A 14,737-nucleotide genomic window follows, 5' to 3' on the forward strand; every position below is an offset into this window, starting at 1 on the left:
GGATTACGACAGGGCCAGCCAGGCCACCGCTCCCACCACCACGAGCAGCGCCACCCCGAGCCCCAGCCAGAGCCCGGTCTTCGACCCCGAGCCCGACCCGGAGCCCTGCCGCCGCCGAGACCCCTGCACCGCGGGCCCCGGCCCGGCCGGTGCGGCCTCCTCGACGAACGCCCGGAACATCTGAGTGCTGCCCGCGGGGTCGTAGTTGCCCTCGGGGCCCTGTGAGTTGTGGTTCGCAGCCATGGCTCAGGACCCTAGCGGGTTTTCCGATTCCTTTACCGCCCCACCCCCTCGATTCATTTGCCTGTAGCAACCAATTGATCCTATGGTTGCCCTAAGCAACAACATGAGGAGAGGAGGGGCCGATGACCACCCAGGCGCCGCAGGCACCACCCGCACTGCAAGCACCACCCACAGCGCAAGCACCACCTGCACGGGAAGCACCACCCACACCGCAGGCACCACCTGCACGGGAAGCACCGCCTGCACCACATCCGCCGCGGCCACCCCACCCCAGCCGCTACGAGGAACTGGCCCGCCAGCTCACCGGCATCGGCGCGGTCAAGCGCGACCTCGCCCGCATGCTCCCTGCGGACTGTCCTCCGGGCTCCGCCGCCGTCCTCACCCTGCTCGACCGCCACGGCGAAATGCGGCTCGGCCGCCTCGCCGACCTCATGGCCATCGACATCTCGGTGACCAGCCGCCACGTCGCCCACGTCGCCGACCGCGGATGGATCACCCGCGACATCGACCCCGGCGACGGCCGCTGCCGCATCCTGCGGCTCACCCCGGCCGGCCACGCGCTCCTCGCAGAGCTCGGCGCCCGTTACACCGGCGCGCTGGAAAGGGCCCTGGCCGACTGGTCCGCCCACGACATCGACGTACTGAACACCCTGCTGACCCGGCTCCGATCGAGCTTCTAGACAAAGGACCCACATGGCGACGACCGCACCCACCGGTGTGCAGGAAGGCAGCCGGTCGCAGACCACGCCCGACCACCCCGCACCCGCCCCGATGACCCACCCGCAGATCATGAAGGCGCTGTCCGGGCTGATGCTCGGCATGTTCGTGGCGATCCTGTCGTCCACGATCGTCTCCAACGCCCTGCCGCAGATCATCAGCGACCTCGGCGGCACCCAGTCCTCCTACACCTGGGTCGTCACCGCCGCCCTGCTGTCGATGACGGCGGCGACCCCGCTCTGGGGCAAGCTGTCCGACCTCTTCAGCAAGAAGCTGCTGGTCCAGATATCCCTGGTGATCTACGTCCTCGGCTCCGTGGTCGCGGGCCTGTCCCAGAACACCGGCATGCTCATCGCCTGCCGCGTGGTCCAGGGCATCGGCGTCGGCGGTCTGTCGGCCCTCGCCCAGATCGTGATGGCCGCGATGATCTCCCCGCGCGAGCGCGGCCGGTACAGCGGCTACCTCGGCGCGGTCTTCGCCGTCGCCACCGTCGGCGGCCCTCTGCTCGGCGGCGTCATCACCGACACCTCGTGGCTCGGCTGGCGCTGGTGCTTCTACGTCGGCGTGCCGTTCGCGGTCATCGCCCTGATCGTGCTCCAGCGGACCCTGCACCTCCCGGTCGTCCGCCGCGACGTCAAGGTCGACTGGCTCGGCGCCTTCCTGATCAGCGGGGCCGTGTCCCTGCTGCTGATCTGGGTCACGCAGGCCGGCGACTCGTACGACTGGATCTCCTGGACCACCGCGGCGATGACCGGCGGCGCCGTCGTGCTCGGCCTGCTCTTCCTCCTCGTCGAGTCCAGGGCGAGCGACCCGATCATCCCGCTGCGCCTGTTCCGCAACAAGACCATCTCCCTCGCCTCCGCCGCCTCGCTGTTCGTCGGCATCGCGATGTTCTCGGGCACGGTCTTTTTCAGCCAGTTCTTCCAGTTGGCCCGCAACGAGTCCCCCACGATGTCCGGAATCCTCACGATTCCGATGATCGGCGGGCTCTTCGTCTCCTCCACGGTTTCCGGTCAGGTGATCACCAAGACCGGCAAGTGGAAGGCCTGGCTCGTCTCCGGCGGCGTCCTGCTGACGGCCGGCCTCGGACTGCTGGGCACCCTGCGGTACGACACCCCGTACTGGCACATCGCGATCTACATGGCGCTGACCGGCCTCGGCCTCGGCATGATGATGCAGAACCTCGTCCTCGCCACCCAGAACCAGGTGGCCCCCGAGGACCTGGGCGCGGCCAGCTCGGTCGTCACCTTCTTCCGCTCGCTCGGCGGCGCCATGGGCGTCTCGGCGCTCGGCGCGGTCATGGCCAACCGGGTCACCCACTACGTCAAGGACGGGCTGGCCGAACTCGGCCCGAAGGCGGCGGCGATGGGCCACGGCGGTACCGCCGGCGGCGGGATCCCCGACCTCGACAAGCTGCCCGCGCCGTTCCGCACGGTCATCGAGTCCGCGTACGGGCACGGCGTCGGCGACGTCTTCCTCTACGCCGCGCCCACCGCGCTGCTCGCGCTCGTCCTGGTGCTGTTCATCAAGGAGGTCGCACTGAAGTCCAAGCCGGCGGCCCACGCCCCGGCGGCGGCCTCTGCCGCCTCCTCGGCCGAGTAGCACCACCGGCGTCACCCAGCGGCACCCAGCGACATCCAGCGGCCCCCGTCGGACGGCCCCTGTCCCGCCCAACCGGGCGGGGCGGGCACCCGGCGGGGGTTCTCTACGCGCCCGGCCGGGCGGCGGCCTTCGCCTCGATGCCCGCGATCAGCACGTCGAGCGCGAGGACGAAGTCCCCGTCGGGCACCCGCCGGGCGGCGCCCCCGCAGCCGTGCAGGAACTGCGAGACGGCCAGGTGCGCGCCGGTCCGGCAGGCGCCCGCCAGGCCGGTGGCGTCGAGCAGCCGTTGCAGGGCGGAGTCGAAGGCCCGGGCGTGCGGGCCGATGTTCGGGTACGCGGCGGTCAGCGGAGCCACCCAGGGGTGCTGCGCCAGCAGCCGCCGGTAGCCGCAGGCCAGCGACCGCAGCCGGCCGGGCCAGCCCTCCCGGACGGGCTCGGCCGGCGCGGTCCGGGGCAGCGGGAGCTCGCCCAGGGCGCGGTCCAGGGCGAGTTCGAGCAGATCGTGCTTGGTGTCGACGTACCAGTACAGGGACATCGCGGTGACCCCGAGCCCGGCCGCGAGCCGCCGCATCGAGAACCGGGCGAGCCCCTCGGCGTCGAGCAGCCGTACGGTGGCGCCGGTGATCCGCTCCCGGTCGAGGCCGGAGGGAGCCTCGGTGCGGCGTCTGGCGGGTGCGGTGTGCCCGGCGGCCAGCCACACGCTGGTCCGGGCCTTGCCGGGATCGGCCGCGGTCACCATGGAGGCACCCTCCTCACGACAGCTGGATCAGCCCGGAATGCCCGGTCCGCCCACTTGATGCTAAGCGGTCTCGGTCGCGTTTCGGCAGGATCAGGACGGGGCGGACGTGCCGTTCAGGGGGGCGGTCAGGTCGTAGAAGGTGGCTCCGCCGACCGTCGTGGACCTGAAGTTGGCCTGGACCCAGCTCGAGATGGCGCTGCTGGTGCCGCCGCCCGGGCCGCCGCCGCCACGCATGGCCTGCCCCTCTCCGCCGGCGCCCTCGTTGCCGCCGATGAAGTAGTGGATCTTTCCGGTGCGCACGTACTCCTGGAACGCGGCGAGCGTCGGGGAGGGGTCGCTGCCGTTGAACCCGCCGACCGGCATCACCGGCTCGCCCGAGGCCAGCTGGTAGCTCGCCGCGTTCTGCGCGCCGACGGCGGCCGCCGCCCAGGTGTACTTCCCCGCGTCCTTGCGCAGGGCCGCCGTGGCCTCCTTGCCGGCCTTGGTGCCGTTCAGCAGGCCGCCGGGGCCGCCGCCACCGGGGCCGCCCGCGAAGTTCTCCGCCCCGCGTGCACCGCGCCCCCCGGCAGCCCCCTGGCCACCCGGGAAGCCCTGACCGCCCTGACCGCCGGGGAAGCCCTGGCCGCCGGGGACCTGCCGGGGCCCGCCCTGCGGACCGCCGGCCTGCTGGCCCTGCTGCGGGCCACCCCGGAACGCCCCCTGCGGGGCCGTGCCGGGCGGGAGTTCACCGCCGCCGAAGCGCATGCCCATGCCGCCCCGGCCGCCCGAGACCGCGGGCCCGGCCGTCACGATCGACCCGCCGCGCGTGGAGTCCACCGTCGTCAGGCAGTACGCGAGCGGACCGGCCAGCACGGCCGCCAGCCCCAGCGCCGCGGCGCCCAGCGCGAACCGGCGGCCGAGCCGGGCGCCGAGCAGCAGGGCGGCGGCGGCGAGGAGGCCTGCCACGAGGACGGTCCAACGCAGCCACGGCAGGTATCCGGTCGAGCGGCCGAGGAGGACGTACGACCACCACGCGGTCAGGGCGAGGGTGGCGGACAGGGTCAGCGCGGCGGCCCTGCTGCCCCGCTCCTCCCACAGCATGGCCACGCCCATCCCGACCAGCGCGGCCACGAACGGCGCCAGCGCCACCGTGTAGTACTCGTGGAAGATGCCCTGCATGTAGCTGAAGACGAGCCCCGTGATCAGCAGGGCGCCGCCCCACACCAGGAACGCCGCGCGGGCCATGCCCTCCAGGGAGTCGGTGGCCCGCCGGGCCCGCCAGGTGATCACCAGTCCGCTGACGAGCATGACCAGGGCCGCGGGGAGCAGCCAGGAGATCTGCCCGCCGATGTTTGCCGAGAAGAGCCGGTCGATGCCGGTCTCTCCCCAGCCCCCGCCGCCACCGGCGCCGCCACCCGGGCGGGCGCCGCCACCCACGCTGCCGGTCTCGTTGCCGTTGATCCGGCCGAGGCCGTTGTAGCCGAGGGTCAGCTCCAGGAAGGAGTTGGTCTGCGAGCCGCCGATGTACGGGCGGGAGGACGCGGGCCAGAGCTCCACGATCGCGACCCACCAGCCGCCGGCCACCGCCATGGCGGCTCCGGCGAGCAGCAGCTGGCCCAGCCGGCGGCGCAGCCGGGTCGGCGCGCAGACGGCGTACACGAGGGCGAGCGGCGGCAGGATGACGAAGGCCTGGAGGGTCTTGGTCAGGAAGGCGAAGCCGACCGCGACACCGGCCCAGACCAGCCACTTGGTGTGGGCACCGTCGAGGGCGCGCAGGACGCAGTAGACGGTGACGGTCATCAGCAGGGCCAGCAGCGCGTCCGGGTTGTTGAAGCGGAACATCAGCGCGGCGACCGGGGTGAGTGCGAAGACCGTGCCGCTGAGCAGCGCGGCCGCGGGCCCGAAGTGGCGGCGTACGGCGGCGTAGAGCACGGCGGTGGTGCCGACGCCCATCAGGGCCTGCGGGACGAGGATCTGCCAGCCGCCGAGCCCGAACAGCCGGACGGACAGGGCCATGGGCCACAGGGCGGCCGGGGGCTTGTCGACGGTGATGGAGTTCCCGGCGTCGGAAGAGCCGAAGAAGAAGGCCTTCCAGCTCTCGCTGCCCGCCTGGACGGCGGCGGAGTAGAAGGAGTTGGCGTAGCCGGAGGCGCCCAGGTTCCACAGCAGCAGGACGGCGGTGGCCAGCAGGAGCGCCACGTACGCGGGCCGCTCCCAGCGGGGGCGCCCTGCGGCCGCGGTACCGGCGGTGGCGCTCGGCGCAGGCGGCGCGGCCGGGGCCCGTTCGGGGAACGGGGAGTCCATGGGTGGTACGGCGGTGGTCATCGGGTGTCGTCCTTCGCGGGAGTGGCGCGCCGCTCGGGGAAGACCCAGGCGCGGAAGAGCAGGAACCTCAGCACGGTCGCGGCGAGGTTGGCCGTGATCAGCACGGCCAGTTCGGTGCTGTGGGAGGGATCGGCGGTGGCTGCGCCGAGGGCGGCGAGCGACCCGCTGGTGAGGGCCAGCCCGACGCCGAACACGACGAGGCCCTGGGCCTGGTGCCGGACGGCCCGGTCACGGCCGCGGACGCCGAAGGTGAGCCGGCGGTTGGCGGCGGTGTTGGCGACGGCGGACACCAGCAGGGCGCCGGCGTTGGCGAGCTGCGGTCCGGCGCCGAGCCGGAAGAGGGAGTACAGGGCGAGGTAGGCGAGCGTGGACAGCACCCCGATGACGCAGAAGCCGAGGAGCTGGCGGGCCAGCCCGCGCGGCACCCCGGGCAGGGCGCTGCGGTCGCGCGGGTCGTCGCCGAAGGGGCGGGCGAGCCGGTCGAGCGGCAGCGCGCCGACGGCCAGGGCCCGGCCCACCCGCCACATCCCCTTGAGGTCCTCGGTCGCGGTGCTCACGATGTGCACGGTGGAGTCCGGGTCGTCCACCCAGTCCACCGGCACTTCGTGGATCCGCAGCCCGGCCCGCTCGGCGAGCACCAGCATCTCGGTGTCGAAGAACCAGCCCGAGTCCTCCACCAGCGGCAGCAGCCGCTCCGCGACCTCCCGCCGGATGGCCTTGAACCCGCACTGGGCGTCGCTGAAGCGGGCGGCGAGGGAGGAGCGCAGGAGCAGGTTGTAGGCGCGGGAGACGAACTCCCGCTTGGCGCCGCGCACCACGCGCGAGGAGCGGGCGAGGCGGGTGCCGATGGCGAGGTCGGAGTGCCCGGAGATCAGCGGGGCGACCAGCGGCAGCAGCGCGTTGAGGTCGGTGGACAGGTCCACGTCCATGTAGGCGAGGACGGGTGCCTCGGAGCGGGACCAGACGGTGCGCAGGGCGCGGCCGCGGCCCTTCTCCTCCAGCCGGGTGCTGCGTACGCCGTCGACGGTGGCGGCGAGGCCGGCCGCGACCTCGGGGGTGCGGTCGGTGCTCGCGTTGTCGGCGATCGTGATGCGGAACGGGTACGGGAACGTGCGGGTGAGGTGGTCGTGGAGCCGGCGCACACACGGGCCGAGGTCCTGCTCCTCGTTGAACACCGGGATCACCACGTCGAGTACGGGCTCGCCGGGCACGGGCGCGAGGTGCGCCCGTGCCGGGAGTGCGCCGGAGGAGGTGTCGGTTGGCATGCACCGACTCTCGCCGGGCGGGCTGTCACCGCTGTGTGGTGAGCCTGTGCCCCGTCTGTGAGTCCGAGTCCGTATTCGTGTGCCGCGTCGTGTGGTCCGGACCGAGGGGGAGCAGGACCTCGAAGCGGGTGCGCCCCGGCTCGCTCCGTACGTCGACCTGTCCGCCGTGCGCCGTCACGACGGCCTGGACGATGGCGAGCCCGAGGCCGGTGGAGCCCGCGGCCCGGGAGCGCGAGGCGTCGCCGCGGGCGAACCGTTCGAAGACATGGGGGAGCAGGGCGGGCGGGATACCGGGCCCGTTGTCCTCGATCCGCAGCCGGACGGCGGATGTTTCACGTGAAACATGGGCGGTGACGGTGGTGCCGGGCGGGGTGTGCGTACGGGCGTTGGCGAGCAGGTTGACCAGGACCTGCTGGATCCGGGCCGGGTCGGCAAGGATCGGCGCGGGCTCGTCGGGGAGCTCGAGGCGCCAGTGGTGCTCGGGGCCGGCGGCCCGGGCGTCGCTGACGGCGTCGACGACGAGCGGGGCGAGGTCGGTGTCGGTCGAGGAGAGCGGTCGGCCGGCGTCGAGCCGGGCGAGGAGCAGCAGGTCCTCGACGAGGCCGGTCATCCGGGTGGCCTCGGATTCGATGCGGCCCAGGGCGTGCCGGGTGTCGGGACCGGGCTCTTCCCGTCCCCGGCGGGTGAGTTCGGCGTACCCGCGGATGGAGGCCAGGGGCGTCCGCAGTTCGTGGCTGGCGTCGGCGACGAACTGCCGGACCCGGGTCTCGCTCTGCTGGCGGGCCGTGAGCGCGGAGGAGACGTGCCCCAGCATCCGGTTGAGCGCGGCGCCGACCTGGCCCACCTCGGTGCGGGGGTCGGCCTCGGCGTCCGGGACCCGCTCGTGGAGGGCGGGTTCGCCGCTGTGCAGGCGGAGTTCGGAGACCCGGGTGGCGGTGGCGGCCACCCGGCGCAGCGGGCGCAGGGCGACTCCGACCAGGGCCTGCCCGGCGAGGGAGGCCGCGATCAGCCCGGCCAGGGTGACCAGGACCTCCACGGCGATGAGCGTACTCACGGTGGAGTCGACCTCGGCGAGCGGGAAGCCGAGGACCAGGCTCCCGTCGGGCGCGGTGAGCACCCGGTAGGCACCGAGGCCGGGCAGGTCCAGGTTTCCGGGGCGAGGCCGGCCCTGTCCGGAGGCCTTGCGGGCGGCCAGGGCCAGGGCCTCCGTCTGGGCCGGGGTGAGGAGCTGGATGTGGTCGTAGCCGGGCCCGCCGACGGCGGCGCTGCGTGCCGTGCTGGCGACCGTGCCATCGGGCAGGAGCCGGATCCCGGCGGCGCCCAGCGGGGCTCCCGGTGAAAGGACGAACTTGTCGTCCTTGTCCCGGAGCGCCTTCTCGCCGAGGGGCTTGCGGGTGCCCATCTCGACGGAGACCCGCAGCTGGTCGTCGAGCTTGTCGACGAGGTACGAGCGCAGTGCGAGTGTGGTGACGGCGCCGATGGCCGTGCCCACCACGGCGATCAGCGCCACCGCCGAGACGACGAGCCGGGCCCGCAGGGACCAGGAGCGGACCGGGCGGAAGAAGCGGGGCCGGCGGAAGGCGCGAAGCGGCCGCGGCGGGCTGGGTGCCACTACTCGGCCGGCTTGATCAGGTAGCCGGCGCCGCGCCGGGTGTGGATCATCGGCGGGTAGCCCGGGCCGCTCTCGAGCTTCCGCCGCAGGTAGGAGATGTACAGCTCGACCACGTTGGCCTGGCCGCCGAAGTCGTACGACCACACCCGGTCCAGGATCTGCGCCTTGCTCAGCACCCGCCGGGGGTTGCGCATCAGGTAGCGCAGCAGCTCGAACTCGGTGGCGGTCAGGTGGATCTCCCGGCCGCCGCGGGACACCTCGTGGCTGTCCTCGTCGAGCTGCAGATCGCCGACGGCCAGGACGGATCCCCCGCGCGCGGCCTGCGCCGCGCCCGAGCGGCGGACCAGGCCGCGGAGCCGGGCCACGACCTCCTCCAGGCTGAAGGGCTTGGTGACGTAGTCGTCGCCGCCCGCCGTCAGGCCGGCGATGCGGTCCTCGACGGAGTCCTTGGCGGTCAGGAACAGCACCGGGAGCTGCGGGATCTCCCGGCGCAGCCGTCCGAGGACGGCTAGTCCGTCCATGTCGGGCAGCATGATGTCGAGGACCACGACGTCCGGCCGGAACTCCCGCGCGGCCCGCACCGCACCGGCCCCGTCGCCCGCGCTGCGGACCTCGCAGCCCTCGTAGCGCAGGGCCATGGAGAGCAGCTCGGAGAGCGAGGCCTCGTCGTCGACGACGAGCACCCGGCAGGGGCCGCCGTCGGGCCGGACGAGGGCCGTGGGGTTGCTGGTGGACGTGGACGCGTGGGAGGTGGTCGTCGCAGTCATGCGACCACGCTGACCCCGGCCTCTGAGAGCGTTCTTGTCGCTACCTGTGAATTTCCTGAGAAACCCCCGGGCGGGCGCTCAGACCAGGCGGAACAGCCGGGCGCCGTTGTCGTGGCAGACCGCGCGCAGCCAGTCGTCGCCGAGGCCGAGCCGTTCGAGGGCCTCGAGCTGGTGCTCGTACGGGTAGGGGATGTTCGGGAAGTCCGTGCCGAGCAGGATCCGGTCGCCGAGGTCCGCGAGCCGCCCGAGCTCTTCCCGGGGGAACCCGTGCAACCGCTCGGAGAAGTCGGTGAAGGCCATGGTGGTGTCCAGGTGCACCGGGGCGTACCGGTCGGCGAGGTCCAGGAAGTCGGCGTACTCGGGCATGCCCATGTGGGCGATGATCAGCGGCAGCCGGGGGTGCCGGGCCAGCAGGCGGGCGATCGGCTCGGGTCCGGTGTACTTGGCCGGGACGGGTCCCGAACCGCAGTGGATCACGGTCGGGATGTCCGCCTCGGCGAGCAGTCCCCAGACCGGGTCGAGCCGGTCGTCGTTCGGGTCGTACCCGCCGACCTGGAGGTGCGCCTTGAAGACGCGGGCCCCGGACTCGACGGCCTGCCGCACGTACGCCCGTGCTCCCTCCTCCGGGAAGAAGGTCGCGGTGTGCAGGCAGTCAGGGGTCCGGGCGGCGAAGTCCGCGGACCAGGAGTTGAGCCATGCGGCCATCGCCGGCTTGTGCGGGTAGAGCATGGACGTGAACGCCCGGACCCCGAACTCCCGCAGCAGCGCGACCCGCTGCTCCTCCTCGTGCCGGTAGGTGATGGGCCATGCGACGCCGGTCAGCGGTCCGACGGCGTCGAAGTAGTCCCACACCTTGTCCAGGACACGCTCGGGCATGAAGTGCGTGTGGACGTCGATCAGTCCGGGCAGCCCGAGCCGCTCCCGGAAGGCCCGGACCGCGTCAGCCGTTGCGGGCAAAGCCGTGGCTCCGCTCGACGGTCGCGACGTGCAGGGTGTAGCTCTCGTACCAGTCGGCGCGGCCCTTCTTCATGGCCGCCTGGTGCTCCAGGTCCTGCCGCCACGCGGCGAGGGACGCGTGGTCGCGGAAGTAGGCGACCGTGATGCCGAGGCCGCCGGGGGTGCGGGCGGACTCGTAGCCCAGGAAGCCGGGGTTCTGGGCCACGATCTCGTTCATCCGCTGGTTGGTTTCCGGGTAGCCGGTCTCGTCCGGGGTGCGGACATTGCTGAAAACCGCCATCACGTACGGCGGTTCGAAGGCGGGTACGGGCTGGATGCTCATGCCCACCACCCTCTGCGGCGGCCCCCTGGCATGTCCACCGGAAAGCGGCCCGGCAGGCCAAAGGGATCCAAGTTTTGACCATGGACACCACACCGGTGCCCGGGGCTGACCCGGCGGGAGCAGACCCTGGTCAGAACAGCCCGTCCTGCTCACCGGGGGCGGCGAGCGGCGGCAGCTCGGCGACCGGTACCGCGGTCGCGCCGCCTTCGGCCGGGGCGACGAGCTCCCAGCCGGCGAGCAGCCGGGTGTCCACCACGAGGCCGTCCGCGAGGTGCAGATCGGGACCGGCCGCGCCGGCGAGCCGGCCCACGACCGCACCGCCGGGGACCATCCCGGTGATCACCCGTGCGGGGGCGGGCAGCCCGTCCAGCCCGAACGGCCCGGCGTGATCGACGGTTTCGCACACCAGCCGCTCGAGCGACTCGGGCCAGCCCGGCAGGGCCGCGGCCCGGGCGTGCAGCTCGGCGACCTCCCGGGCCCGGTCGGCCGCCGCCGGCAGGCGGCCCCGTACGGCGCGCTTGCGGGCGTACGCGATCCGGTCCGGCACCCCCAGGGCCGCCCGCAGCAGCTCCTCGGTGCGGCGGGTGGCCATCAGCGGCCCCCGGCCCAGCCAGGTCCAGGTCACCGCCCCTTGCTCCAGCAACCGGGCCGGACCGCGCTCCTCGGCGGTGATGCCGACCTTGACCAGGCCGGGCCCGAACCAGGCCAGGTAGACGCGGTAGGTGCGCGGATCGGCGGCGTTGGTGTCGGCGGCCACCGAGAACGACCGGTCCAGGCGGGCGCATTCGGGGCACTGGGCGTTCCCTGCCCGGCCGGGCACCGTGGCGGCCGTGGGGCACGGGGTCCGCTTCCCGGCCCGCCGTACGCCGAGGCAGTGCCGCTCCCCGCGGGCCGCGAAGGCCAGGCGCTGCCCGTGGTCGAGCAGGCTGCTGCGCTCGCCGCGTCCTTCCGCGCACCAGCCGATGGCGGGGCGGCCGTCGTTCCACCGGATCCCGGTGCACCGCCAGGTCACAGCGGGAGAGGCCGCTCGAAGAAGGTCTCGAGCACGACGGTCGCATGCGTACCGCTGACGCCGTCGATGGCGTAGAGGCGGCGCAGGACGTCCTGCAGCTGCCCGGTCGTGGCCGTGCGCACCTTCACCAGGACCGAGGCGCTCCCCGCGATGATGTGGGCCTCCTGGATCTCGGCGATCGCCTCGAAGGCCGCCTTCGAGTCCCCCATCCAGGCGTTGGAGTCGACCATCACGTAGGCGAGCACCCCGCTCCCGACGGCCGCGGGGTCCACCTCGACCGTCGTGCGCCGGATGACCCCGCGTTCGCGCAGCTTGCGCACGCGCTCGTGGGTGGCCCCGGCCGAGAGCCCGACGGCGGCGCCGAGGGCGGCGTACGACTGGCCCGCGTCCTGCTGCAAGCGCAGGACGAGCGCCCGGTCGATGTCGTCCACGCGATCTTCCTCCCATCCCCTGGAATCCCTTGCGCCGACGGTACAGGATCCTGCAATCTCAACACGAGGCCGAACCAAATTCGGCACAGAAGTCACCTGGGGGAAGAATGTCATCCATAGCCGACCTCAATCTGTACGAGATCCTGGACGAACGATTCCGCACCGGTCGCTGCGCCAACGGCGACGCACGGCTCGAACGGCTCTACGACGACTGCCGCTGGGCAGAGGGCCCGCTGTACCTGCCGGCCTGGCGCCAGCTCGTGTGGAGCGACATCCCCAACGACCGGATGCTGCGCTGGGACGAGGCGACCGGCGCGGTCTCCGTCTTCCGTTCCCCGGCCGGCCACCCGAACGGGAACACCCTGGACCGCGAAGGCCGCCTGATCACCTGCGAGCAGGGCAACCGGCGCGTCACCCGCACCGAACCGGACGGCACCCTCACGGTCATCGCCGACCGCTACGACGGCAAGCGGCTCAACAGCCCGAACGACGCGGTGGTCCACTCGGACGGCTCGATCTGGTTCTCCGACCCGGACTTCGGCATCACCAGCGACTACGAGGGGCGCCGCGCACCGGCCGAGATCGGCGCGTGCAACCTCTACCGCGCCGACCCGGCGACCGGCGAGGTGCGCCTCGCCGCGGACGGTTTCCTCGGCCCGAACGGCCTGGTCTTCTCGCCGGACGAGAGCGAGCTGTACGCGGCGGACACCCGGGCGGGCCACATCCGCGCGTTCAAGGTCGGCGCGGACGGCAGGCTGACGGACGACCGCGTCTTCGCCGAGTGCCGCCCGGTCGACAACATCCGCTTCGACGACGACGGGCGGCTGTGGGTGGCGGCGATGGAGAACGGCGTGCACTGCTACGCGCCGGACGGCACCCTGATCGGCCGCATCCGCGTCCCCGAACCGGTCTCGAACATCGCCTTCGGCGGCCCGAAGAACAACCGCCTCTTCATCACCGCCACCACCTCGCTCTACTCCCTGGTCCTCTCGGTGACGGGCCTCCCCCGCGTCCTCTAGCCGCGCGTCACCCGGTCGGCGGGGCTACCGTGCGACGAACTGCGTCAGGATCGCCTGCACCTCGTAGATGTCCACACCCTTGGTGAACGTCTTCTCGATCGGCGCCGCGCTGCCGGACAGCCAGATCTTGAGCTCGGCGTCGAGGTCGAAGTGGCCGGCGGTCTCCACGGAGAAGTGCGTGATGCTCCGGTAGGGGATGGAGTGGTACTCCACCTTCTTTCCGGTGAGCCCCTGCTTGTCGACGAGCACGAGCCGCCGGTCGGTGAACAGGATCGTGTCCCGGATCAACAGGTACGCGGCGTGCACCTGCTCCCCCTGCCCGAGCAGCCGCGCGTAGTCCCGCTGCGCCGACGTCGGATCGACCGTGTGCGCGTTCCCGAACAGCCCCATGCGAGTCCCCCTCTTCCGGTTCCGAACCCTTCCGAACCGTCTTCGAGGACCGTATCCGCGGCCCCGCCCGCCGGTCGTCCCCCACGGGACCGATCCCCGACCCGGAGAACCCCCGGGTCCCCCTCCCCACCAAGGAGGACCCCCACGCCCGCACCGGACACCGCCGGCCGGCCCCGGACAACGCAAGAGGCCCCCCGGTGAACCGGGGGGCCTCTTCGGCTGTGCACTCGGCAGGATTCGAACCTGCAACCTTCTGATCCGTAGTCAGATGCTCTATCCGTTAAGCTACGAGTGCTTGGGCTTCTCGGGGTTTTGCGCCCCGTTGGCCTTGCGAGAACAACAATACATGGACCTCGGCGGGACGCGAAATCCGTTAACCAAACCGGTCCTGACCTGCGAAAACGCTCCGGACGGAGATCATCCGGAAGGGTTCGCACGGATGTCGGGGCGGGGTTGGGGGCGCCGGCACTCCCGGCCTGAAGCCACCGACGCAAGCCCCCGGACGCACCCGGCCCGAACACACCGAAGCCCCGGTCCATCAGGACCGGGGCTTCGGCAGGTGCGGAGGCGGAGGGATTTGAACCCTCGATGGGCTTTAAGACCCAAACCGCATTAGCAGTGCGGCGCCATAGACCGGACTAGGCGACGCCTCCAGCACACCCCCGCGTACGAGGGTGCGTGCAGATGATGACACAGCCACAGGGCCGCTCACCAATCCGCTCCCACGGTACAAGGACAGCCGCCACCAGAGCAAAGCCTTAAGCCCCCGGCACGCGTCGTCCGCACGCATGCACGCACCACCGCCCGCACGCAACGTCGGCGGACGCACGTCGTTGGTCAGGCGTACGACGTACGGACGACCTGGAGTGCCCCATGCTGCGTCTCGCCGCCTTCGCCGTCACCTCCGCCCTGGCCGCCACGGCGGCCACGGCCGCCGGGCCGCTGCCCCCGCTGCCACCGCTGGGCCGGCTGCTCGCCGCGCCCGACCGCCTCACCATCGCCGTGTCCGCCACCGGCAACCCGCGGGCGGACGGCGAGTACCTGCTCGAGTGCAACCCCGTCGGCGGGAACCACCCCGAGGCGGAGCGGGCCTGCGCCCGCCTCGACGACCTCGCGAAGCAGGGCAAAGACCCCTTCGCGCCTCAGGCCAAGCGGCAGATCTGCACCATGCAGGACGGCGGTCCGGCCACCGCGCACGTCACCGGAACATGGCAAGGCCACAAGGTGGACGCCGCGTTCCGGCGGACCAACGGATGCGAGATCGCCCGGTGGAACGAGCTGGAACCTGTGCTTCCGGGTGGGCGCTCCTGACCTGGGAGGATGCGAAGGATGCACGGTATCCGCCGAACATCCGCCA

General features: G+C 72.5%; 15 protein-coding genes and 2 tRNA genes. 4 read left to right on the plus strand and 13 right to left on the minus strand.

Translation table 11 applies throughout. From position 1 onward, the window contains the following. Positions 1–3 precede the first annotated feature (3 nt). Positions 4–243 (minus strand): hypothetical protein, encoded by a 240-nt coding sequence (locus ACFYXK_RS14295; RefSeq protein WP_383507215.1) that lies wholly within the window; start codon positions 241–243, stop codon positions 4–6. A 287-nt stretch (positions 244–530) separates the two neighbouring features. Between ACFYXK_RS14295 and ACFYXK_RS14300 the strand changes: the two genes are divergently transcribed. After that, a complete protein-coding gene (locus ACFYXK_RS14300; protein WP_389411653.1) occupies positions 531–923 on the plus strand; it encodes a MarR family winged helix-turn-helix transcriptional regulator in 393 nt (130 codons plus the stop codon). A gap of 13 nt (positions 924–936) precedes the next feature. Then, positions 937–2,562 (plus strand): MDR family MFS transporter, encoded by a 1,626-nt coding sequence (locus ACFYXK_RS14305; protein ID WP_389411406.1) that lies wholly within the window; start codon positions 937–939, stop codon positions 2,560–2,562. A gap of 103 nt (positions 2,563–2,665) precedes the next feature. Here the strand turns inward: ACFYXK_RS14305 and ACFYXK_RS14310 are convergent, their stop codons facing one another. From ACFYXK_RS14310 to ACFYXK_RS14350, 9 genes are all read right to left on the minus strand, one after another. Next, complete coding sequence (locus ACFYXK_RS14310) at positions 2,666–3,301, minus strand: TetR/AcrR family transcriptional regulator (protein WP_389411407.1); 636 nt, start codon at positions 3,299–3,301, stop codon at positions 2,666–2,668. 90 nt (positions 3,302–3,391) lie between these two features. After that, positions 3,392–5,605, minus strand: a complete 2,214-nt coding sequence (locus ACFYXK_RS14315; RefSeq protein ID WP_389411408.1) for an ArnT family glycosyltransferase — start codon at positions 5,603–5,605, stop codon at positions 3,392–3,394. After that, entirely contained in the window at positions 5,602–6,870 is a 1,269-nt protein-coding gene (locus ACFYXK_RS14320) for a glycosyltransferase (RefSeq protein WP_389411409.1), read from the minus strand. The genes ACFYXK_RS14315 and ACFYXK_RS14320 overlap by 4 nt, the downstream gene beginning before the upstream one ends. A 25-nt stretch (positions 6,871–6,895) precedes the next feature. Beyond that, positions 6,896–8,407, minus strand: a complete 1,512-nt coding sequence (locus ACFYXK_RS14325; protein WP_389411654.1) for an ATP-binding protein — start codon at positions 8,405–8,407, stop codon at positions 6,896–6,898. A 74-nt stretch (positions 8,408–8,481) separates the two neighbouring features. Then, positions 8,482–9,249, minus strand: coding sequence for a response regulator transcription factor (locus tag ACFYXK_RS14330; RefSeq protein ID WP_383507199.1), 768 nt, complete (start codon positions 9,247–9,249; stop codon positions 8,482–8,484). Between the two features lie 78 nt (positions 9,250–9,327). After that, positions 9,328–10,206, minus strand: a complete 879-nt coding sequence (locus ACFYXK_RS14335) for an amidohydrolase family protein (protein WP_389411410.1) — start codon at positions 10,204–10,206, stop codon at positions 9,328–9,330. Further along, positions 10,190–10,528, minus strand: a complete 339-nt coding sequence (locus ACFYXK_RS14340; protein ID WP_389411411.1) for an antibiotic biosynthesis monooxygenase family protein — start codon at positions 10,526–10,528, stop codon at positions 10,190–10,192. Before ACFYXK_RS14340 ends, ACFYXK_RS14335 begins: the two co-directional genes overlap by 17 nt. A 130-nt stretch (positions 10,529–10,658) precedes the next feature. After that, positions 10,659–11,540 carry a DUF2797 domain-containing protein gene (locus tag ACFYXK_RS14345; RefSeq protein ID WP_389411412.1) on the minus strand — a complete coding sequence of 294 codons (882 nt, stop codon included), beginning with the start codon at positions 11,538–11,540 and terminating at the stop codon, positions 10,659–10,661. After that, a complete protein-coding gene (locus ACFYXK_RS14350) occupies positions 11,537–11,971 on the minus strand; it encodes an Lrp/AsnC family transcriptional regulator (protein ID WP_030160263.1) in 435 nt (144 codons plus the stop codon). The genes ACFYXK_RS14345 and ACFYXK_RS14350 overlap by 4 nt, the downstream gene beginning before the upstream one ends. Positions 11,972–12,078: 107 nt before the next feature. Here ACFYXK_RS14350 and ACFYXK_RS14355 point away from each other — a divergent pair, with 107 nt between their 5' ends. After that, the gene (locus ACFYXK_RS14355) at positions 12,079–12,990 is read left to right on the plus strand and encodes an SMP-30/gluconolactonase/LRE family protein (protein WP_389411413.1); all 912 of its coding nucleotides are present in this window, start codon (positions 12,079–12,081) and stop codon (positions 12,988–12,990) included. 24 nt (positions 12,991–13,014) lie between these two features. Here ACFYXK_RS14355 and ACFYXK_RS14360 read toward each other — a convergent pair whose 3' ends face one another. The 3 genes from ACFYXK_RS14360 to ACFYXK_RS14370 form a co-directional block, all read right to left on the minus strand. Continuing rightward, complete coding sequence (locus ACFYXK_RS14360; protein ID WP_266665825.1) at positions 13,015–13,380, minus strand: PH domain-containing protein; 366 nt, start codon at positions 13,378–13,380, stop codon at positions 13,015–13,017. Positions 13,381–13,602: 222 nt separating this feature from the next. Next, positions 13,603–13,675 (minus strand) — tRNA-Arg (locus tag ACFYXK_RS14365). A gap of 267 nt (positions 13,676–13,942) precedes the next feature. Then, positions 13,943–14,033: transfer RNA gene (locus tag ACFYXK_RS14370), tRNA-Ser, on the minus strand. A gap of 220 nt (positions 14,034–14,253) precedes the next feature. Here ACFYXK_RS14370 and ACFYXK_RS14375 point away from each other — a divergent pair. Beyond that, the gene (locus tag ACFYXK_RS14375; RefSeq protein ID WP_389411414.1) at positions 14,254–14,691 is read left to right on the plus strand and encodes an SSI family serine proteinase inhibitor; all 438 of its coding nucleotides are present in this window, start codon (positions 14,254–14,256) and stop codon (positions 14,689–14,691) included. Positions 14,692–14,737 lie beyond the last annotated feature (46 nt).

Source organism: Streptomyces sp. NPDC002209 (genome assembly GCF_042890265.1).
In the GTDB taxonomy this organism is placed as follows: Bacteria; Actinomycetota; Actinomycetes; order Streptomycetales; family Streptomycetaceae; genus Streptomyces.

Coding starts and splice junctions, on each gene's coding strand:
- ACFYXK_RS14355 (WP_389411413.1), top strand. CDS start 12,079: ATGTCATCCATAGCCGACCTCAATCTGTACGAGATCCTGGACGAACGA.
- ACFYXK_RS14310 (WP_389411407.1), bottom strand. CDS start 3,301: ATGGTGACCGCGGCCGATCCCGGCAAGGCCCGGACCAGCGTGTGGCTG.
- ACFYXK_RS14295 (WP_383507215.1), bottom strand. CDS start 243: ATGGCTGCGAACCACAACTCACAGGGCCCCGAGGGCAACTACGACCCC.
- ACFYXK_RS14375 (WP_389411414.1), top strand. CDS start 14,254: ATGCTGCGTCTCGCCGCCTTCGCCGTCACCTCCGCCCTGGCCGCCACG.
- ACFYXK_RS14320 (WP_389411409.1), bottom strand. CDS start 6,870: ATGCCAACCGACACCTCCTCCGGCGCACTCCCGGCACGGGCGCACCTC.
- ACFYXK_RS14330 (WP_383507199.1), bottom strand. CDS start 9,249: ATGACTGCGACGACCACCTCCCACGCGTCCACGTCCACCAGCAACCCC.
- ACFYXK_RS14305 (WP_389411406.1), top strand. CDS start 937: ATGGCGACGACCGCACCCACCGGTGTGCAGGAAGGCAGCCGGTCGCAG.
- ACFYXK_RS14315 (WP_389411408.1), bottom strand. CDS start 5,605: ATGACCACCGCCGTACCACCCATGGACTCCCCGTTCCCCGAACGGGCC.
- ACFYXK_RS14340 (WP_389411411.1), bottom strand. CDS start 10,528: ATGAGCATCCAGCCCGTACCCGCCTTCGAACCGCCGTACGTGATGGCG.
- ACFYXK_RS14360 (WP_266665825.1), bottom strand. CDS start 13,380: ATGGGGCTGTTCGGGAACGCGCACACGGTCGATCCGACGTCGGCGCAG.